General features: G+C 69.1%; 17 protein-coding genes and 1 other RNA gene. 16 read left to right on the forward strand and 2 right to left on the reverse strand.

Going from position 1 to position 20,444, the window contains the following annotated elements; genetic code table 11:
* Window positions 1-32: 32 nt before the first annotated feature.
* The 16 genes from prfB (at window position 33) to AC1DYZ_RS05455 (ending at window position 17,858) form a co-directional block, all read left to right on the forward strand.
* Entirely contained in the window at window positions 33-1,148 is a 1,116-nt protein-coding gene (gene prfB, locus AC1DYZ_RS05380; RefSeq protein WP_477064170.1) for a peptide chain release factor 2, read from the forward strand.
* A gap of 731 nt (window positions 1,149-1,879) precedes the next feature.
* Window positions 1,880-2,860 carry a sugar ABC transporter substrate-binding protein gene (locus tag AC1DYZ_RS05385; RefSeq protein ID WP_477064171.1) on the forward strand — a complete coding sequence of 327 codons (981 nt, stop codon included), beginning with the start codon at window positions 1,880-1,882 and terminating at the stop codon, window positions 2,858-2,860.
* 192 nt (window positions 2,861-3,052) lie between these two features.
* Entirely contained in the window at window positions 3,053-3,937 is an 885-nt protein-coding gene (locus tag AC1DYZ_RS05390) for an ATP-binding cassette domain-containing protein (RefSeq protein WP_477064172.1), read from the forward strand.
* Complete coding sequence (locus AC1DYZ_RS05395; RefSeq protein WP_477064173.1) at window positions 3,934-5,211, forward strand: sugar ABC transporter permease; 1,278 nt, start codon at window positions 3,934-3,936, stop codon at window positions 5,209-5,211. The genes AC1DYZ_RS05390 and AC1DYZ_RS05395 overlap by 4 nt, the downstream gene beginning before the upstream one ends.
* Window positions 5,212-5,233: 22 nt before the next feature.
* On the forward strand, window positions 5,234-6,478 hold the full coding sequence (locus AC1DYZ_RS05400) for an ROK family protein (protein ID WP_477064174.1): 1,245 nt from the start codon (window positions 5,234-5,236) through the stop codon (window positions 6,476-6,478).
* A gap of 151 nt (window positions 6,479-6,629) precedes the next feature.
* Window positions 6,630-7,319, forward strand: a complete 690-nt coding sequence (ftsE, locus tag AC1DYZ_RS05405) for a cell division ATP-binding protein FtsE (RefSeq protein ID WP_456823785.1) — start codon at window positions 6,630-6,632, stop codon at window positions 7,317-7,319.
* Window positions 7,319-8,233: a permease-like cell division protein FtsX gene (gene ftsX / locus AC1DYZ_RS05410; RefSeq protein ID WP_477064175.1), complete on the forward strand. Its 915-nt coding sequence runs from the start codon at window positions 7,319-7,321 to the stop codon at window positions 8,231-8,233. Before ftsE ends, ftsX begins: the two co-directional genes overlap by 1 nt.
* A gap of 2 nt (window positions 8,234-8,235) precedes the next feature.
* Window positions 8,236-9,531: a peptidoglycan DD-metalloendopeptidase family protein gene (locus AC1DYZ_RS05415; RefSeq protein WP_477064176.1), complete on the forward strand. Its 1,296-nt coding sequence runs from the start codon at window positions 8,236-8,238 to the stop codon at window positions 9,529-9,531.
* A 69-nt stretch (window positions 9,532-9,600) separates the two neighbouring features.
* Entirely contained in the window at window positions 9,601-10,071 is a 471-nt protein-coding gene (gene smpB, locus AC1DYZ_RS05420) for an SsrA-binding protein SmpB (RefSeq protein ID WP_477064177.1), read from the forward strand.
* Entirely contained in the window at window positions 10,068-11,921 is a 1,854-nt protein-coding gene (locus AC1DYZ_RS05425) for a DUF2207 domain-containing protein (protein WP_477064178.1), read from the forward strand. Before smpB ends, AC1DYZ_RS05425 begins: the two co-directional genes overlap by 4 nt.
* 10 nt (window positions 11,922-11,931) lie before the next feature.
* A complete protein-coding gene (locus tag AC1DYZ_RS05430) occupies window positions 11,932-12,987 on the forward strand; it encodes an ATP-dependent DNA ligase (RefSeq protein WP_477064179.1) in 1,056 nt (351 codons plus the stop codon).
* A 105-nt stretch (window positions 12,988-13,092) separates the two neighbouring features.
* Window positions 13,093-14,364 (forward strand): S1C family serine protease, encoded by a 1,272-nt coding sequence (locus tag AC1DYZ_RS05435; protein WP_477064180.1) that lies wholly within the window; start codon window positions 13,093-13,095, stop codon window positions 14,362-14,364.
* A 90-nt stretch (window positions 14,365-14,454) separates the two neighbouring features.
* Window positions 14,455-14,821, forward strand: a transfer-messenger RNA (tmRNA) gene (gene ssrA, locus AC1DYZ_RS05440).
* A 57-nt stretch (window positions 14,822-14,878) separates the two neighbouring features.
* Window positions 14,879-16,099, forward strand: coding sequence for a tyrosine-type recombinase/integrase (locus AC1DYZ_RS05445; protein ID WP_477064181.1), 1,221 nt, complete (start codon window positions 14,879-14,881; stop codon window positions 16,097-16,099).
* A gap of 137 nt (window positions 16,100-16,236) precedes the next feature.
* Window positions 16,237-16,920: a hypothetical protein gene (locus AC1DYZ_RS05450; protein ID WP_477064182.1), complete on the forward strand. Its 684-nt coding sequence runs from the start codon at window positions 16,237-16,239 to the stop codon at window positions 16,918-16,920.
* Window positions 16,921-17,045: 125 nt separating this feature from the next.
* Window positions 17,046-17,858 (forward strand): nuclease-related domain-containing protein, encoded by an 813-nt coding sequence (locus tag AC1DYZ_RS05455; protein WP_477064183.1) that lies wholly within the window; start codon window positions 17,046-17,048, stop codon window positions 17,856-17,858.
* Between the two features lie 35 nt (window positions 17,859-17,893).
* Here the strand turns inward: AC1DYZ_RS05455 and AC1DYZ_RS05460 are convergent, their stop codons facing one another.
* Both AC1DYZ_RS05460 and AC1DYZ_RS05465 read right to left on the reverse strand, forming a co-directional pair.
* Window positions 17,894-18,226, reverse strand: a complete 333-nt coding sequence (locus tag AC1DYZ_RS05460; RefSeq protein ID WP_477064184.1) for a helix-turn-helix domain-containing protein — start codon at window positions 18,224-18,226, stop codon at window positions 17,894-17,896.
* A 1,230-nt stretch (window positions 18,227-19,456) separates the two neighbouring features.
* Complete coding sequence (locus AC1DYZ_RS05465) at window positions 19,457-20,395, reverse strand: hypothetical protein (protein ID WP_477064185.1); 939 nt, start codon at window positions 20,393-20,395, stop codon at window positions 19,457-19,459.
* Window positions 20,396-20,444 lie beyond the last annotated feature (49 nt).

A 20,444-nucleotide genomic window follows, 5' to 3' on the forward strand; every position in this document is an offset into this window, starting at 1 on the left:
TGCGCAGGCAGGCTCCGGTAGCCTGAGCGGTTGTGGCCACCACCGACTTCCCCTCCGCGATCCGTGATCTGCGCACCACCCTGGGCACCATCCAGGCGGTGAGCGACCCGACCGCGCTCCAGGCGAAGGTTGCCCAGCTCTCGGAGCAGGCCTCGGCCCCCGACCTGTGGGACGACCCGGACGCGGCGCAGAAGATCACCAGCGCCCTGTCGTCGACGCAGGCCGAGCTCGACCGCATGAGCAAGCTCGACGGGCGCATCGACGACCTCGAGACGCTGGTCGAGATGGCAGCCGAGGAGGAGGACGAGGAGACCCTCGCCGAGGCCGAGGCCGACCTGCTGAAGATCAAGAAGGACCTGGGCGAGCTCGAGGTCCGCACGTTGCTGGCGGGGGAGTACGACCAGCGCGAGGCCGTCGTGACCATCCGCGCCGGAGCCGGCGGCGTCGACGCCGCGGACTTCGCCGAGATGCTCCTGCGCATGTACCTGCGCTGGGCCGAGCGCCACAACTACCCGACCACCGTGCTCGACACCTCCTACGCGGAGGAGGCCGGCCTGAAGTCGGCGACGTTCGAGGTCAAGGTGCCCTACGCCTTCGGCAACCTGTCCGTCGAGGCGGGCACGCACCGCCTGGTCCGCATCTCCCCCTTCGACAACCAGGGCCGACGCCAGACCAGCTTCGCAGCCGTCGAGGTCATCCCGCTCATCGAGTCGAACGACTCTGTGGACATCCCCGAGTCGGAGATCAAGGTCGACGTCTTCCGCTCGTCGGGCCCCGGCGGCCAGTCGGTCAACACCACCGACTCCGCCGTCCGCATGACCCACATCCCGACCGGCATCGTTGTGTCGATGCAGAACGAGAAGTCCCAGATCCAGAACCGTGCAGCCGCGCTGCGCGTGCTGCAGTCCCGCCTGCTTCTCGTCCGCAAGGCCGAGGAGGACGCGAAGAAGAAGGCGCTTGCCGGCGACGTCAAGGCCAGCTGGGGCGACCAGATGCGCTCCTACGTGCTGCAGCCGTACCAGATGGTCAAGGACCTGCGCACCGAGCACGAGGTGGGTAACCCCGCCGCGGTCTTCGACGGCGACATCGACGACTTCATCGAGGCGGGGATCCGCTGGCGCCGCTCGGCGGAGTCCGCCGACGCCTGACCGCTAGTCGCACCCTCCCGCCTGACGCACCGGACCGCTCGCTGACGTCCGAACACCTGCGGGCTATAGCCCTCCGTTGTTCGGACGTCCTGGGAGGAATTGGCTGACGTCCGAACACCTGCGGGCTATAGCCCTCCGTTGTTCGGACGTCCTGCGAGGAGCTTGCTGACGTCCGCACGATCGGTCGCCCTGACGCTCGAATGTGCGGACGTCCCGCGACGAACCCGGAACGTCAGCACGATCGGTCGCCGCCCGAGGCTCGAATGCTCGGACGTCCCGCGACGAGCCCCCGGACGTCCGCAGGATCGGTCGCCCTGACGCTCGAATGCGCGGACGTCCCGGGAGGCCCCGCCCTCAGTGCCCGCACAGGGATTGTTGTGGCCCCGAACATGATTCGCCCAGGTGAGCGAACCGGGCACCAAAGAAAGCGCTTGCTCAGCCTGCAAGGTCACAGTTTGACCACGGAAAATGCGTCTGACCTTGTGAGGGACCCCGCCCGGCCATATGTTGTGGCCCGCAACATAGTCCGAGCGCCCGAAAGCGCCGGGTGGAGACGAGCGCAACGGGGCGTCGTCACGAGAGGGAGCACGATGCGACGAAGCATGGTTCTGGCAATGGCGGCCGTCACGGCCTCCGGCTTGCTGCTGGCCGGTTGTAGCAGCAACGACACGCCCAGCGGCAGCGACACGGCAAGTGGCGGAAGCAGCGAAGGGGCGGCGCCGAAGGTCGGCGTGATCCTTCCTGACACCAAGTCCTCGGCCCGGTGGGAGACCGCCGACGCCAAGTACCTGAAGGAGGCGTTCGATGCCGCGGGTGTCGACGCCGACATCCAGAACGCCCAGGGTGACAAGACCCAGTTCCAGACGATCGCGGACCAGATGATCACGAGCGGCGTCAACGTCCTCATGATCGTCAACCTGGACTCCGGGTCGGGCAAGGCGGTGCTGCAGAAGGCTCAGGCGCAGGGCATCGCGACGATCGACTACGACCGACTCACGCTGGGCGGCGGCGCGGACTTCTACGTGTCGTTCGACAACACGAAGGTCGGCCAGCTCCAGGGCGAGGGCCTGCAGAAGTGCCTCGATGACGCCGGCAAGACGAAGGCGAACATCGCGTTCCTCAACGGCTCGCCGACGGACAACAACGCCACGCTCTTCAAGGCGGGTGCGGTTGCCGCCCTGCAGCCGAAGACCACGAGCGGTGACTACACGGTGGTCGCCGACCAGGCCGTGCCCGACTGGGACAACCAGCAGGCCGGCACGATCTTCGAGCAGATGTACACCGAGACCGCCGGCAAGATCGACGGCGTCCTCGCGGCCAACGACGGTCTCGGCAACGCCGCGATCGCCATCCTCAAGAAGAACGGCGTGAACGGCACCGTCCCGGTGACCGGTCAGGACGCGACGGACCAGGGCCTGCAGAACATCCTTGCCGGCGACCAGTGCATGACCGTCTACAAGGCCGTCAAGAAGGAGGCCGACGCCGCTGCGGCGCTGGCCATCGCGGCCGCCAAGGGCGACAGCACCTCTGACCTGGCCACGGGTTCGGTCGACGACTCCGAGTCCGGCAAGAAGGTTGCGGCTGTCCTGCTCGACCCCGAGGCGATCTACTTCGACAACGTCAAGGACGTCATCGCCGACGGCTACACCACGAAGGACAAGGTCTGCACGGCCGACTACACGGCCAAGTGCGCTGAGGCCGGCATCTCCTGACGCACGACACCGGGGTGGTCGACCGACCACCCCGGTGACCAGGCGGGGCCGGTTCGCGCGAGCGGCCGGCCCCGGCCTGGCGCCCGGGTAACCCGGGAGAACGACAACGACCGACCGACGAAGACGTCGCCGCAACACCCGCACAGACCCGCGACGACGCGGGGTGAACCGACGGACCCCACGAGGTGGACGATGACACAAGCAGCGCATGCCGCACCCGACCTGGCCCCTCCACCGACGCTCGAGGTCCGGGGAGGGCGGAAGAACTTCGGCGCGGTGCACGCGCTGCGCGGCGTCGACCTCGTCGCCCGGGCCGGTGAGGTCACGGCGCTGGTCGGCGACAACGGCGCCGGCAAGTCGACGATGATCAAGTGCGTCGCGGGCATCTTCCCGTTCGACGCGGGCGAGGTGCTCTTCGAGGGCGAGGCGACGCACATCAGCTCGCCGGCCGACGCCAACGACCTCGGCATCGAGGTCGTCTACCAGGACCTCGCGCTGTGCGACAACCTCGACATCGTCCACAACATGTTCCTCGGGCGGGAGATCAAGAGGGGCATCCGGCTCGACGAGTCCGCGATGGAGACCCGCGCCGCCGAGGTGCTCGCCAGCCTGTCGGTGCGGACCGTCCGGTCCATCCGGCAGCACGTGGCCAGCCTCTCCGGCGGCCAGCGCCAGACGGTCGCGATCGCGCGTGCCGTGCTGTGGAACTCCAAGCTCGTCATCCTCGACGAGCCGACGGCCGCGCTGGGCGTTGCGCAGACCGAGCAGGTGCTGCAGCTCGTCCGACGGCTGGCCGACGCCGGCCTGGCGGTCGTGCTGGTCTCGCACAACATGAACGACGTCTTCGAGGTCGCCGACAGCATCAACGTCCTCTACCTGGGCCAGACGGCCGCGCAGGTGCGCACCAAGGACACGTCGCGCACCGAGGTCATCGAACTCATCACGAGCGGCTCCGCCGGGTTGGCACCCGGCCAGGTGGCACCGCGGATCTCGCCGGACGCGCCCGAGCGCGCCGGGAGCGCCACGGCCACCACGAGCGACGCGCCGACCACCACGAACGGGAGCACCTCCGCATGAGCACGTCCACGGTTCCCCCGGCGCAGACGTCGCCTTCCCTCCTGGCCGGCTCGGTCGAGCAGCCCACGTTCGGCGAGGCGGTCGGTAGCTACGTGAGCAAGGTGCGCGGCGGCGACATGGGCTCGCTGCCGGCCATCCTCGCGCTCGTCGTGCTCCTCGCGGTCTTCGTGATCCTCAAGCCGGCGACCTTCCCGTCCATCGGGAACATCGCCAACCTGTTCCAGCAGGGCGCGGTCGTCGTGACGATCGCGATGGGCCTCGTGTTCGTCCTGCTGCTGGGCGAGATCGACCTGTCGGCGGGCTTCACGTCCGGGACCTGCGGTGCCGTGCTGGCCACCTGTCTCGTCGTCTACCACTGGCCGTGGTGGGCGGCGCTGCTCGCGGCGCTGGTGACCGGCCTGATCGTCGGCACGTTCCTGGGAACGATGGTCGCGCGCGTCGGCATCCCGTCGTTCATCATCACGCTGGCGATGTTCCTGGCGCTCCAAGGCGTCGTGCTCCTGATCATCGGCTCGGGCGGCAACATCTCGATCACGGACCCGGTGATCATCGCGCTGCAGAACAAGAACGTCCCACCGCTGTTGGGCTGGGCGATCGCGATCATTGCCGTGCTCGCCTACGCCGGTTCGAGCCTGCGCACCTGGCAGCTGCGCCGCAAGCGCGGGCTGCTCGCCGCGCCGCTCGGCATGGTCGTGCTGAAGATCGTCGCGCTCGGTGGCGTCGTCATCGCGATGGTCGCCATCCTCAACCAGGAGCGCAGCCTCAACCCGCTGCGGACCTCGATCATCGGCGTGCCCATCGTGGTGCCGCTCATCGTCGTGCTGGCGCTCGGTCTGGGCTTCGTGCTGACGCGGACGGCGTTCGGCCGGCACATCTACGCGGTCGGTGGCAACGCGGAGGCCACGCGCCGGGCGGGCATCAACGTCAAGGCCGTCCGGACGGCGTGCTTCATGATCTGCTCCACCATGGCGGCGGTCGCCGGTGTCCTGGCGGCGTCGCGCGCGACGTCGGTGGACCCGAACGCGGGCGGCTCGAACGTCCTGCTCTACGCCGTGGGCGCGGCCGTCATCGGTGGTACGTCGCTCTTCGGTGGCAAGGGCCGGATCATCGACGCGCTCATCGGTGGTGCCGTGATCGCCGTCATCGACAACGGCATGGCTCTGCTCGGGTACTCGCCGGGCGTCAAGTACGTTGTCACCGGTGCAGTGCTCGCCGCTGCCGCGGCCGTCGACGCGATCTCTCGTCGTCGAGCAACGGTCACGGGCCGCGGCTAGAGGAACTTGAGGGAGGCTGCTGGTGCGGCTCGGCGCTGGTCCGCCGGTCCGGCGCGCCGACGCGGCTGCGCAGGACGACGTCAGAAGGGCCAACCTCTCGGCCGTCCTCCGGCTGCTGCACTTCCACGGTCCGGCAACGCGGTCGGACCTGGTGGCCAGCACCGGGTTCAACAGGTCGACCGTCGGGTCGCTCACGTCCGAGCTGGTCAAGCTCGGGCTGGTGCGTGAGCGACCCGGCGTCGTCTCCGGCAAGGGCCGGCCGTCCAACGTGGTGGAGCCCGTCAGCACGAGCGCGCACGTGCTCGCCTTCGACGTGACGCCCTCGAGCGTCGGCGCCGCGCGGGTCGGGCTGGGCGGCTACATGCTGCAGGTCCGGCGGCGGCTGCACACCACGTCGCCGCACGACGTCCCGGCGGTGGTCCGGCTCATCGCGACGCTGGCCAAGGAGATGCAGGCGAAGGCCGCGCCCGGGTCGGTGTGCCTGGGCCTCGTCGTCTCGGTGCCGGGCAGCGTGCGGCAGCCGGACGGGCTGGTCCGCCGCTCGCCTCCGCTGGGCTGGTACGAGGTGCCGTTCGCGGATCTCCTGCGCGAGGCCACGGACCACGAGTACCCGGTCGCCGTCGGCAACGACGGGGACCTCGGTGTCGTCGGGGAGTACCTGCGGGGGGCCGCGCGGGGCCAGCAGGACGTGCTCTACGTCCGCGGCGAGGTCGGCGTCGGTGGCGGGGTGGTCGTCGACGGCGAGCTGCTCAAGGGTGCGGGCGGCTACGCGGGCGAGGTCGGCCACCTCGTCGTGAAGCCGGGCGGGCGCGTGTGCTCGTGCGGCGCGCGCGGGTGCTGGGAGGCGGAGATCGGCGACGCCGCGATCATCAAGGCCGTCGGCCGCGACCCCCGGGAGTCGGACATCGAGGACGTGCTCAGCGACGTCGCCATCGGCAACCGGCGCGCCATCGGCGGCGTGCGCAAGACGGGGGAGTGGGTGGGCCTCGGGCTGGCCAGCCTGGTGAACATCTTCAACCCGCGCGTGGTCGTGCTCGGCGGGACGCTCGGCGCGCTCTACCCGACGATGGAGCCGACGCTGGCGGCGGCGTACTCGCGGGCATTGGGGCCGATGCGGGAGCAGGCGCTGCTGGTGCGGTCGGACCTGGGGTCGGACGCGCAGCTGGTGGGGGCCGCCGAGGTGGCGTTCGCCGACGTGCTGGAGGACCCGGCGGGCACGCTCGAGGCGCGGACGGAAGACGTGGTCGAGGCGCTGTCGGGAACGTAGCGGGGCCGACATTCTGCACCAATCGCCCGCGCGTCCCGTTCTCACAGGCAACGGTCGGCGTGTCACCACCGGGAGGGGTGCGGTCCGCTGCCTACTCTCGACGAGGCCAGTGCTGTACCCCGTCCGTCCCCGAACCTGGCCCGCGAGCATCGTGATCAGATTCGAGAACGTCACCAAGGTCTACGCGCGCGGCGCCCGACCGGCGCTGGACCGTGTGTCCCTGGATGTCGAACGGGGCGAGTTCGTCTTCCTCGTCGGGGCCTCCGGCTCCGGCAAGTCGACCTTCCTGCGCCTGGTGCTGCGGGAGGAGCGGGCCTCGGCCGGCCGCGTGTTCGTGGCCGGCAAGGAGCTCGGCACGCTGTCGTCGTGGAAGGTGCCGACGCTGCGCCGCCACATCGGCGCCGTGTTCCAGGACTTCCGGCTGCTGCCCAACAAGACCGTGTTCGAGAACGTCGCGTTCGCGCTGCAGGTCATCGGCAAGCCGCGCCACCACATCCTCACGACCGTGCCGGACACGCTGGAGATGGTCGGCCTGGCCGGCAAGGAGAAGCGCCGCCCGCACGAGCTGTCCGGCGGCGAGCAGCAGCGCGTGGCCATCGCGCGCGCGTTCGTCAACCGCCCGAACATCCTGCTGTGCGACGAGCCGACGGGAAACCTCGACCCGACCACGTCCCTGGGGATCATGCGCCTGCTCGACCGGATCAACCGCACGGGCACCACGGTGGTCATGGCCACGCACGACGACGAGATCGTCGACCAGATGCGCAAGCGCGTCATCGAGCTGTCCACCGGCGAGCTGGTCCGTGACCAGTCGCGCGGCGTCTACGGGTCGGACCGCTGATGCGCCTCCAGTTCATCCTGTCCGAGATCGGCCTCGGCCTTCGTCGCAACCTGTCGATGACGATCTCCGTCATCCTCGTGACCTTCGTGTCGCTCATGTTCGTCGGCTCGGCCGCGCTGCTGCAGACGCAGATCGGCAAGATGAAGGACGACTGGTACGACAAGGTCGAGGTCTCCGTCTTCCTGTGCCCGCAGAACTCCACGGAGCCGACGTGCGCGAGCGGTGAGGTCACGGACGACCAGAAGGCCGACATCCAGGCCGCGCTCGACTCGCCGGAGATCAAGCCGTACGTCGAGCACGTCTACACGGAGTCCAAGGAACAGGCGTACGACGCCTTCCAGAAGCAGTTCAAGGACCAGTTCTGGGCGACGGCGGCGACCGTCGACGACATGAACTCCTCCTACCGCATCAAGCTGACCGACCCGAAGCAGTACCAGGTGGTCGCGGACGTGGTCTCCGGCCGGCCCGGCGTCGAGGACGTCAAGGACCAGCAGCGGCTGTTCGACAAGCTGTTTACCGTGCTGAACAGCGCGACGCTCCTGGYCGGTGGGCTCGCGCTCGTCATGCTCCTGGCCGCGGTCCTGCTCATCACGACGACCATCCGGCTGTCCGCGCTGAGCCGCCGCCGCGAGACCGGCATCATGCGCCTGGTCGGGGCCTCGACCATGTTCATCCAGCTGCCGTTCATGCTCGAGGGCGCGATCGCCGCCACCATCGGCGCGCTGCTGGCGGTCGGTGGTCTGTGGCTGGGCGTCGGCTACCTGGTCGACGACTGGCTGGGCGAGTCGGTGACCTGGATCCCGTACGTCAGCACCGCGGACGTGCTCGCCATCGCGCCGATCCTCATCGTGGTCGCCATCGCGCTTGCCGCGATCTCGTCCTTGGTCACCCTCAGCCGCTACACGAGGGTGTGACGATGCGCCGCCTCCGGATGCCCGCGTTCCTCGTCGTCCTCACGCTCCTGGTGACGGCGTTCTTCGCCGCACCGGCGAGCGCGGACAGCATCGACGACCGGCGCAAGGCGGCCGAGGCGCACAAGGCGGCCGTCGCCAAGGCTCGCGACGACACCGAGGCCGCGATGGAGGGCGTCGACGCGAGCATCCAGGCGCTCGCGATGCAGCTGGCGGACACCCAGGCGCAGATCCCCACCGCGCAGGCGACGCTCGACGCGGCGAACGCGGCGCTGGAGAAGGCGCAGCGCGAGGCCGCGATCATCGCGGCGCGGCTGGTCGACGCGCAGGACCAGCAGGCGACGATCTCGACGACGATCACGCAGGACGCCGAGCACGCGACCGCGATGCGCGCGGCCATCGGGCAGATGGCCCGGCAGGCCTACCAGGGCGGCGGCAGTGTCTCGGGCGTCGACGTCATCCTCGACTCGCAGAGCACGGCCGACTTCGTGCAGCGCTACGGGCTCATGGCCACGGCGCTGCGCACGCAGGCCCAGATCCTCGACGACCTCAAGGCGACCGAGTCCGCGAACAAGAACGCGGAGGCACGCCTCGGCGCGGTGAAGGACAAGATCACCGAGCTCAAGGCCGCGGCCGACCAGAAGGTGGTCGAGGCCGACGCGGCGAAGACGGCCGCGGCCGCCGCGAAGGCCGCGCTGGACGCGTTGCTCGCCCAGCAGATCAGCCAGCAGCAGGCGCTGGACGCCCAGAGGGCCGCCCTCGAGGCGCAGCTGGCCCAGGCCGACGCGGAGGCAGCGGCCGTGCAGGCCGAGCTCCAGGCGGCGATCGCGGAGCAGAAGGCGCGCGACGCCGCGGCGGGCAAGCCGCACGGCGCGGCCGGGCCCATCGGCACCGCGCTGTTCTCCAACCCGTCGAGCATCAACCCGATCTACGTGACGTCCGAGTACGGCATGCGCATGCACCCGACGCTGCACTACGTCCGCCTGCACGCCGGCATCGACCTGCGCACCTACTGCAACACCCCGGTGTACGCGGGCCGCGCCGGCACGGTGACGTGGGCCAAGACGCGGTTCGGCTTCGGCAACCAGGTGATGATCGACAGCGGGTTCGTCAACGGCAACGCCCTGTCGGCCAGCTACAACCACCTGACCAGCTTCGCGGTGAGCGCCGGGCAGCACGTGGAGCAGGGGCAGCTCATCGGGCGGTCGGGCAACACCGGCACGTCGGCGGCCTGCCACCTGCACTTCGAGGTCTACGTCAACGGTGCGACGACGAACCCGCGGCCCCTGCTCGGTCTCTGATTCCGCTGGCCTGCGCCAGGTAGTCTCGACCCGGTTTCATTCGCGCAGCAGGAACGAGGTTCGACCACCGTGGCCAAGGAGAGCGGGCGCAAGCTCGTCGCCTCAAATCGCAAGGCTCGGCACGACTACGTCATCGAGGACGTGTTCGAGGCCGGACTGGTGCTCAGCGGCACCGAGGTGAAGGCGCTGCGCCTGGGCCGCGCGTCGCTGGTGGACGGCTGGTGCGAGGTGACCAACCACGAGCTGTGGCTCGAGGGCGTGCACATCCCCGAGTACTCGCAGGGCACCTGGACCAACCACGCGCCCCGCCGCAAGCGCAAGCTGCTGCTGCACCGCACCGAGATCGACCGCCTGGAGTCCCGCACCCGCGAGAAGGGGCAGACGATCATCCCGCTGTCCCTGTACTTCCTCGACGGGCGCGCCAAGGTCGAGATCGCGCTGGCCCGCGGCAAGCGCGAGTGGGACAAGCGGCAGGCGCTGCGCGAGCGCCAGGACAACCTGGAGGCGAACCGCGCGATCCGCGAGAAGCGCGACCTGTGAGGACCCTGCGGGCGTCGGTCGTCGCCCTCTTTCTCGTCCTGTTCACCGCAGTCCCTGCTCTCGCCGCCCCCGACCAGTCGAGCGGCCGGGAGATCACGCGGTACGACGTCACCGCCGCGCTGACGGCGGACGGCGTCATGAAGGTCGCGCTCGACTTCGACTTCGACTTCGGCGACGAGCCGGGTCACGGACCTTTCCTGACCTTGCCGACGAGGGTCTACTACGACGACTCGTCGGACCGCGCGTTCCGCTACACCGACATCTCGGCGTCGTCGTCGACCGGAGCTCCCGCGCAGGTGAACCGCGAGGAGTCGGACACGGCCCTGATCCTGCGCATCGGCGACCCGAACGTGGACAACGTCTCCGGCGTGCAGACGTACCACGTCGAGTACACGGTCGACGGGCTGGTCAACCCCGCTAACGCGCAGCACTCCGGCGACGAGCTGTACTGGAACGTCATCGGCGCCGGCTGGGAGATCCCGCTGGGCGACCTGTCGGTCGAGGTCACCGGCCCCGCCGCCGTCGAGGGCGCCGTCTGCTTCGCCGGTCCCGAAGGCTCCACCTCGTCGTGCACCTCGGTCGCGTTCGACGGTTCGTCGTCGACCTTCACGCAGGACCTCGTGCCCGTCGGCTCTCAGTTCTCGACGGTCACCGGGTGGCCGGCCGGGACGTTCCCGGGGGTCGAGCCGATCCTCGTCGACAAGCCCGACCCGCTCGGTCCCGTGCAGCCGGTGTCGCCGCTCGGCGTCCTGGCGCTGCTCGTGCTCATCGGCGGCGCCCTCCTGGCGATCGTGCGGGTGCGACGGACGGGCCGCGACCGCGCCTACCTCGGCCTGACGCCCGGCCTGCGACCCGCGGACAACCAGCCGGGTGCCGCGTCGGGCTTCCGCGACCGTCGCGAAGTCGTCTCCGTGCAGTTCCAGCCGCCGGAGGGCGTGCGGCCGGGGGAGGTGGGCACGCTCGTCGACGAGAAGGCCGACCCGGTCGATGTGACCGCGACGCTGGTCGACCTCGCGGTGCGCGGCTGGCTGCGGATCGAGGAGGTCCCGCGGTCCAACCCGAAGAAGAAGGCCAACGACTGGACCCTCGTGCAGACGAGGAACCGCGACGGCTCGCTGCTGCCGTTCGAGGACACCCTGCTGCGGGAGATCTTCACGTCGGCCACGGCGGTCAAGCTGTCGGACCTCAAGACCACGTTCGCGTCGTCGATGGCGCAGGTGCAGGACGGTCTCTACACGCACGTCACCGAGAAGGGCTGGTTCCGGTCGAACCCGAAGTCGGTGCGCGCCGCGTGGCGCGCGGCCGGCATCGTGCTCGTCGTGATCGGCGTCGGCCTGGCGCTGTTCGCCTTCGCGTCCGGCGTCTCCGTCACGGGGATCGCGCTGGTGCCGATCGCGATCGCGGTCGTCGGCGCCCTGGTCGCGCTGCTCGGCAACGCCGCCCCCGCCCGCACCGAGGACGGCACCGCGGTGCTCGCGCAGTCGCTGGGCTTCCGGCGGTACCTCGCGACGGCCGAGGCGAACCAGCTTCGCTTTGAGGAGGGCGAGGACATCTTCAGCCGGTACCTGCCCTACGCGATCGTATTCGGGCTGGCCGACCGGTGGGCGCGCGTGTTCTCCGAGCTCGCCGCGCAGGGCCGCGCGGTCGCGCAGCCCGGCTGGTACGTAGGCGGCTACTACCCGGGCCAGAACATCTTCTGGGCGACCGCGTTCGCGTCGTCGCTGGATCGCTTCTCTTCTATAGCCACGGAGGCCATCTCCGCCCCGACGCCCGGCTCGTCCGGCGGATCCGGCTTCTCCGGCGGGTTCTCTGGCGGGGGAGCCGGCGGCGGTGGTGGCGGGGGCTGGTAAGACTTCTCGTATGACGCTGCCGGTGATGCCGCCCGTGGACCCCATGCTCGCCAAGTCGGTGCCTTCCATACCCGCGGGCAAGCTGTACGAACCGAAGTGGGACGGCTTCCGGGCCATCGTCTTCCGCGACGGGGACTCCGTGGAGATCGGCTCCCGGAACACCAAGCCGATGCAGCGGTACTTCCCGGAGATCGTCTCCGCCGTCCTGTCGTTTCTCCCGGAGCGGTGCGTCGTCGACGGCGAGATCATCGTGCCGTCGTCGTCGCACAGCGGCCTCGACTTCGAAGCGCTGCTGCAGCGGGTGCACCCCGCGGAATCGCGGGTCCGGCTGCTGTCGGTCGAGACGCCCGCGCGGCTGGTGCTCTTCGACGTGCTGGCTCTGGGGGACGACGACCTCACGGGGTTGCCGTTCTCCTCGCGGCGTGAGGTGCTCTCGTCGTTGGTGAAGCCCGGCGGCCCGATCTCGGTCACCGCGCAGACGGACTCGTTGGACCTCGCCACGCAGTGGTTCTCGCAGTTCGAGGGCGCGGGTCTCGACGGCATCGTCGCGAAGGACCCCGCGGGCCTCTATGAGCCCGGCAAGCGGACCATGCAGAAGATCAAGCACGAGCGCACCGCCGACTGCGTGGTCGCCGGCTACCGCCCGCACAAGTCCGGGGACGACGCCGTCGGGTCGTTGCTGCTGGGGCTGTACAACGACGACGGCGTGCTGGCCTCCGTGGGCGTCGCGGCGTCGTTCCCGATGGCGCGGCGGCGCGAGCTGGTGACGGAGCTGGCGCCCCTGGTGGTGCCGCTGGAGGGGCACCCGTGGGACTACTCGGCCGCCGCCCGCACGCCTCGCGAGGCGGCGGGGAGCCGGTGGTCCGCGGGGAAGGACCTCTCGTTCGTGCCGCTGCAGCCGTCGCTGGTGGTCGAGGTCGCGTACGACCACATGGAGGGCGATCGCTTCCGGCACACCGCGCAGTTCCGTCGCTGGCGCCCGGACCGCTCTGCTGACTCGTGCACCTACGCGCAGCTCGAGGAGCCGGTCTCGTACTCGTTGTCGGACGTCCTCGCCGCCGGCTGACGTTCCACAGGTCGCGCACGGGTCGATACCAGCGATCTCCCGGTTCGCCCGAGTTACCTGATCCTTGTCGGCACCACCCCGGGTGCCGCCGAGGAGGGCAGGACCATGGACGAGCAGCAGCGCAACGAGACCGCCGCGGGTGGCGACGAGTTCCCATCGACGAGCGCGCACCCGGCCCTGCCGGCGGCCAACCCGACGGACCCGCATCCCGCCTCCGTCGCAACCGCCGCCAAGCCGACCGTGCGGCGCGGCCTGGCGATCGGCGCGGCAGGCGGCGCGCTCGCCCTCGGTCTCCTGGCCGGCGGGGTCACGGCCGGGGCAGTCGTGGCGGCCCACGCGTCGACCACAGACGACAGCACCACGACGAGCGCCCAGGGCGCCTCGTTCGTCCCGCCGACGATCGACCCGCCCTCGTCGTCCTTCGGCACCGACCCGGGCACGCAGACCGTCCCCGACACCACCCAGGCCGCCGCCACCGCGGCGAGCGCAGACCAGCAGGTCGGCGTCGTCACCATCAACACGACGCTCGGCTACCAGCACGCGGCGGCCGCCGGCACGGGCATGGTGCTCACGTCGGACGGCCTGGTGCTCACCAACAACCACGTGATCGACGGCTCGACGGCGATCCAGGTGACGATCGAGTCGACGGGGGAGATCTACACGGCAACCGTGCTGGGCACCGACGCCACCCACGACGTCGCACTCCTGCAGCTCCAGGGCGCGTCCGGGCTGGACACGGTCGCCCTCGACAACGACAACGGCGTGGTCACCGGCGACGCGGTCACTGCGGTCGGCAACGCGGAGGGCGGCGGCGACCTGCTGGCCGCCGTCGGATCGGTCGTGGCGACGGACCAGTCGATGACGGCGTCGTCGGACGGCTCCTCGTCCGAGACCCTGAGCGGTCTCATCGAGTTCTCCGCCGCCGTCGTCCCCGGCGACTCGGGCGGCCCGCTGCTCGACTCGGAAGGCGAGGTCGTCGGCATGACGACCGCCGCCTCCTCGAACAGCCAGGTGACGACGGTCGCGTACGCCATCACCATCGAGGACGCGCTGGTCATCGCCCACCAGATCGACTCGGGTGCCGCGTCCGACACGGTCACCATCGGCTACCCGGCGTTCCTCGGGGTCTCCCTGGCCGACGGCTACCAGGGCGCGGTCGTGGCGGGCGTGCTCGACGGCACCCCGGCTGCGTCCGCAGGCCTCGCGGCCGGCGACACGATCACGTCGGTGAACGGCGCTGCAGTCTCCTCCGCCGCCTCGTTGTCCGCCGCACTCGCCCAGTTCGCTCCCGGCGACTCGGTGGCGCTGACCTGGACTTCTTCGGACGGCTCCGCCGGCTCGGCCACGGTCACCCTCATCGCCGGACCCGCCGACTGACCGGGAATGAGGCCGACCAGCCTGCCGTTGCGAGGTAGGCTGGTGGGACCGGCAGTGCTTCGGTTCGGCCGGTGCTTGAAAACTGAACATGGGGGTGATCGGTTTCGACGGTGATCGTCGAACCAGGAGAAGCGGGTCGAGGACGCACGGTTATCTCGTCAACGCTCCGTGCAAAACCATAGGTGCCAATACAAACCGCACCGACTTCGCCCTCGCCGCCTGAGCGAGTCCCGAAGTCCGTTGGCCTGAGTACGCTCTCGACTCAGTAACCAGCGTCATCTAGAGAGCCACTGCTGGTAATCCTCGTCAGTGGGGTTGCCGGGACTTTTAGCTGACTGAGCCCGTCCACAACTTGCCTGTGGGATTGTGGGGGCCGAGAAAATCACAGCAGGCTGCACCCGGAGAATCCCTGGTACTGCGTCACCGGACGCGGGTTCGATTCCCGCCACCTCCACAACACTGACCTGCGGAAACGCTGGTCTTGTTGACCAGAAGTAGCCATTCGTTGACACGGATGGCTATTTTCGTGTCTGTGGCGAGCATCCGTGAGCGCCGACGCAGCGATGGCACGAGGGCCTTCGCCGTATTGTGGCGCGACCCGGATACCGGACGCCAGACCTCGCTCACTTATGACGATCTCCGCGACGCAACGGTTGCCCGTCAGCTGATCGAGGCGGCCGGCGGTCACGCGCTCGAGGCGGCCCGGATCGCTGAGGGAATTCGCAAGACCGGGCCTTGCGTCGATGACGTGATCTCCGAGCACATCGATCTGCTGACGTCGGTCGGGCCAGATACCCGCAAGCACTATCGGGGGCAGCTCGAGGCGCACATCAGTCCTTCGCTTGGGCCGTATCCGGTCGCTGCACTCACGTACCGGCACATCGCCGGGTGGGTGCGGGAGATGGACGAGAAGGGACTGGCGCCCAAGACGATCTCGAACGTGCACGGCCTGTTCTCGGCTGCGATGACGACGGCTGTGCGGCTCGGGTACCGCGAGGACAACCCGTGCGCCGGCGTCGAGCTGCCGAAGTCTCGGGCGACTCACGACGAGATGACGGTGCTGACGCGTAACGAGTTCGCGCTGCTGCTGTCGAAGGTGTCGCCGTTCTACCAGCCGCTCGTTGTGACGTTGGTGGCGACGGGGTTGCGATGGGGCGAGGCGACCGCGCTCACTGTGAGCGATCTCGACCTGATCGCGACCCCGCCGACGCTGCGCGTGACGAAGGCGTGGAAGCGGGACGCGCAGGGGCGCTGGTACGTCGGGCCACCGAAGACGCGGCGCGCGCGACGGACGGTCGCATTGCCTGACGAACTGGTCGACGTGCTCCGTCCGCTAGTTGCGGACAAGGCGCCGGGGGACTTGGTCTTCACCAACACGGTTGGGTCGCAGTTGTCATCGTCGCGCTTCTGGACCCAGACCTGGACGCCGGCCCTCGACGCCGCGACCGCGCCTGTGCTCGCCGACGGGACGCCGGACCCCACTGCCCCGCGGCTCACGAAGCGACCTCGTGTGCACGACCTCCGACACACGCACGCGTCGTGGATGATCGCGGCCGGCATCGACCTGTTCGTGCTTCAGCGTCGGCTTGGGCACGAGTCGATCACCACGACCACCGAGACGTACTCCCACTTGCTGCCCGATCAGCAAGCGGCAGCCGCTGCCGCTGCGGGGCGGACGCTCTCAGGACTCACGCTCGGGGTCGCGAAGGGCGATGAGTATGACGAGGATCGATAGACAGATTGATCACAGCGAGCTGATTCGCGCTGTCCCGGCTACCGACGAATGCGGGCAGCGCTACGTTGAATCCGTCGGCGCGATCCGGCCCAGTTCCTGGGTGTGGCGAGTTCGGGGAGTCGTGGGCAGTGCCACAGATGAGCAATCGTGAGGCAGTCATCGACGTGCTCAGGCACGCTGCCCAGCCGCTGAATGACGATGAGATTGCACGCCGGGCACGCATTCAGCCCCGCCAGACGGTGAACCAGGTCTGCAGGGTGCTCGCCGCCGAAGGGGTGATCACGCGAACGGTGGGTTCTGACGGCCGGATCGAAAACGCACTGCGAGATGGCGTGGCGCACCGGTCGACTGATGGCTCAATGCAGGTTTTGGCGCCCGCTGAGATCGCGCCGCTGCCAGGCGATTCGCGGGAGCAGCGAGACGCGGAGCTCTTCATGCTCGCCGCCCTTGGTGCGGAGCTGGGCGCCGAGCTCAATCCCGGGCGCATTGCGCATCCGAGCGGCGCGTTCGTCCAGATCGATGGGGTCTCTGCCGACCTCACCATCCTGGTCGAGTGCTGGGCCCACCAAGGCCCCGCGAAGGTCGCGCAGAAGTACAAGCTCATGAACGATGCCGTCAAGCTGCACTGGATTGCACAGAGCCTCCCAATCGCGCCTCGGCTGATCCTCTGCCTCACAGATCCCAGAGCTCATTCGCACCTCGACGGCCGCTCGTGGCAGGGGTATGCCATCCGTGACCTCGGCGTAGAGCTGCGAGTGGTGCCGCTTCCCGACGCGGTCAGGGATGCAGTCGAGAAGGCGCAGATCCGGCAGTTCCGATGAAAGCCGTGCACGCCGAGCCGTCGTTCTCGCCAGCGGAGAACGATCATCGAGTCGCGTGACAATCCGGGTGCCTCGGAGCCTGCCTGGAAGCTCAGGTCGGCGATGACTGGCGCCGATGAACTTGCGTGCTCACCTTCATCGCGCGCCAGAACGAGATTCGTCGGAGCCGCCGGCGGGCCGGTTCTCGTGCGCGACGAAAGTACACCGCGCTGAGGCGCGCGTGGCTGCGCCGTCACCGCAAGGTCTGGATCATCGCGACGGTCGTAGCCCTCGCGTTGTGGATCGTCTTCACCCTGGTCATGGATCTGTTCCCCGGCGACCAGACCTGGATCTCCGGCGCATTTGCCGGAGCGCTCGTCGCCACCTTGATCGCGCTTCGTCAGTCGCCGCCCATCTCTATCGCGAGCTGGGAGGAAGGAGCGTGGGGCGAGGAGCAGACCGCGAAACGCCTCCAGACCCTAGAGCGTGAAGGCTGGGTGGTCCTCCACGACCTCGCCAACGGCTCCGCCAACTTCGACCATGTCGTGCTCGGCCCGGCCGGCGTCTTCTGCTTGAACTCCAAGTCGTCGGGCTACCGGCTGGAGCAGCTCGACGACGGACGACTGGTTGGTCGGCACAAGTACGACGACGACATCACGATGTCAATCGACTCCAAGGTCCGCCGCGCGCGGGCTGAGGCCGCCGCCTTGAGCCAGCAGATCGAGCGACGCTGCGGGCACAGGGTGTGGGTGCAACCGGTGATCGTCTGGTGGGGTGACGTGAGCAACGGCGGCAAGACGGTCGATGGCGTCGGGATCGTGCAGGGCGAGAATCTGGTCGACCGGCTTCGAGCACTGCCCGGTCGGCGCATCACGGATTTCGCCCGCGTTGAGGCGGTTCTGCGCCCCGGCCGGCACACGCGGCAGTCCGCGCATGCGAATGTGCCGACTGGAGCATGACGGCCAACGACGGCGACTGTCGGTTCGTCCGGACCTCAGTAGAGCTGGGCGTCGCCCTGAACGTGCGGCCGACGCTGGTGCGCCCGAATCGACTTCACGGTCGCGCCGAGCGCTCCTAGGTCGACTGACGCAGCTTCTGGAGCCTCCTCGTCAGGTGAGCGACCCTCCACCGTCACCAGCTTCACGAGCGCGTCGACGTGCTCGGGAAGGAACCGGATCCTGCCCCTTCCGAAGCGCAGGTGCGGCACGCGGCCGCGTCGGGCCTGCTCGCGGACCCAGTACGGCGACGCCCCGAGCATCTCGGCGATCTCCTCGGGCGTCACGGTCTTGTACTCGAAGCTCTGCGACTGCCTCCCTCCTCGGATCACTCAAGGCATGCCCCAATCAGCGGCCGAATGGCGGGCTGCGGCCCAATCTGTGGAAATCGCTCTTGTTCCGTCATCGCTGTGGACGACGCGAGCTCCGTACCGCTGGCGCGCTCCCTGCCGGGTGATCCCCAACAGCTCGCCGATCTCGTCCCAGCTCATGCCCGATGTCCGAGCTCGATCCACCTCGAAACCGATCGCGGAGTCGATCCGTTGGAGGGCTCGGCGCGCTCGACGTCGCCGCGCGACGAGGCCGATGAGTTCCGCTCGGCCGTAGGGCAACCGCGGTGAGTACGCGCGTGCGCGTCCGTTTTGGAGTCCGAATCCGGACGCGCGTCGCCTTGGGAGCTCAGTAATCGGGCTAGCTTCTGCTGCAGCTCCTGCGGTCCGCTCGTCGGGAACGTGGGCCGCGCCGTAGGTCTCGGCCGTCAGATCGTTGAGCCAATCGTTGTTGCGAATGCTCTGGAGTCGGTCGACGGCCACGAGACCGAACGCAGCTCCGCGCTGCTCGGGCGAGCCCGTCGTGCTCGCGCGAGCCAGCGCCCGTTCCCGCCGCGCGCGGCTCTGGCTGCCCACGGCGCCTCCCCTCTTCGCGTCGTCGAACCCGGCGATCGGCTCAGCCGATCGATCGCTCTGGGAGTAAGTGCGCCAGAAGGTGCGTAACACGCACGGTCACTCAAGCGGGGCTCAGACCCCCGCCCCCCCGAAGGCAGCGAGCCCCGGGCTCACCGTTTGCCAGGGCGCCTGCCCGACGGCCTGCTGCGCGACTTGGCGGCCCTACTCGTCTTGCATTACGTGACAAGCGCGGTTGTCAGCTCGTTGTGTGCTAGGCCTGGCGTCGAGCGCGTGCTCGAAACCCGCACTCGACCTCACCGGCCGTCGACCTGGCGAGCGAGTTGCCGCCGGCTTCGCAGGGCGATCCACGCGGCGACGTCGTGGCGTCGGGTCCAGCGGGTCGCCACACCCGAGTGATGAGTCGGCGATCGGGAGAGATATCGCCCGCAGAGGTCGCCAGACGATCGATCACAGGGGCGAACCCGCAGTCACACGAGGTCAGCGTCCTGACCGGAACGTGCGCTCGACGAGGGCAAGAAGAGGCCATGACACCTCTGGCACCAAAGGCAACAGCCGTTGTCGCTGGTACCAGACGAGGCACGGCACCTTCTCGTGCTTCGCCGGACGCCGACTGACGGGCAGCAACCGGCCTGGGGCGCCCCCCGCCGGAGCGGTCGCCTATGACGGATTGACTCCGAACTGGTCACGCAGCAGCCCATAGTCGAGCCTTACGGTCGTGAGGTCCGGGTCGAGTGTGAGTACCTCATAGCCGTCGATGTTCAGCGAGCGCCGAAGCGAGGCAAACGTCGGATCGAACGCTCGCCCTTCGAGACCCGGTACTAGCGACAGGTCCGCTGGGTTGGCGCGTCCACCGCCCGCGAGCAGCTGGGCGAGCACGGCATGGACGATGTCAGGCCGCATTGCCGCCCGGCCAGCTCGTGCGTTCTGACGCCGGAATGGCTCGCTTTCAAGGATGGCCGACGCGCGCCGCCATTCCGGACCGTCGTGGTCGAGCGGCCGGGGTATCGACCTTTCGTTTGTACGTCTGGGACCCGCCGCCGTGGCAATGGGCTCGACCAACCGGCGCTGATCGACTTGATTGCGACCGTCGGATGCGCGGGCTCGGGCTGACGCGGGCGCTCGTCCCGTGGCCGGGTCGGGATACACAAGGACGAGGATCCCGGTGAGATCGAGCGATACTCCCGAGCTCCCAATGAGTGCTTGAACGTCGCGTTCGACTGCTGGCGCGGTGCTGGAGCCCTTGTAGCGTTCCGGCAAAATCAGCGCGACCCATCGGACACCCGGGTGGGAGGCGCCGGCGAGAACCGCGAGGATCGCCTCGTTGTTGGTCTTGGCTCGACCGGTCTGCACGCTGATCGCCATGCCCGACGGCGAGACAAGGTCGAGCACACCGGCGAAAGCATGGTTGCCCGGAGCGGACATCGGTTCACCGAGCGTTTCCGGTGCGAGTGCGGCTAGGAGGTCGCCCTTGCGTAGCCCGCCGTCAGGCGGGATCACCGCAGAGAGGTCGCTCATGCGCCCTTCGAGGCGGCGGGCCATCGAACCAATCGAGGCGCTCGCTTCGCCGGCGTTGGTCGTTGCGGAGATCCACTTCACGCCGTCAGCTTCGCAGCTGCGTGTGCAAGTCCGAGTCGACCTGCCGCGC

The sequence above is a fragment of the Cellulomonas sp. P1_C4 genome, from assembly GCF_056406355.1.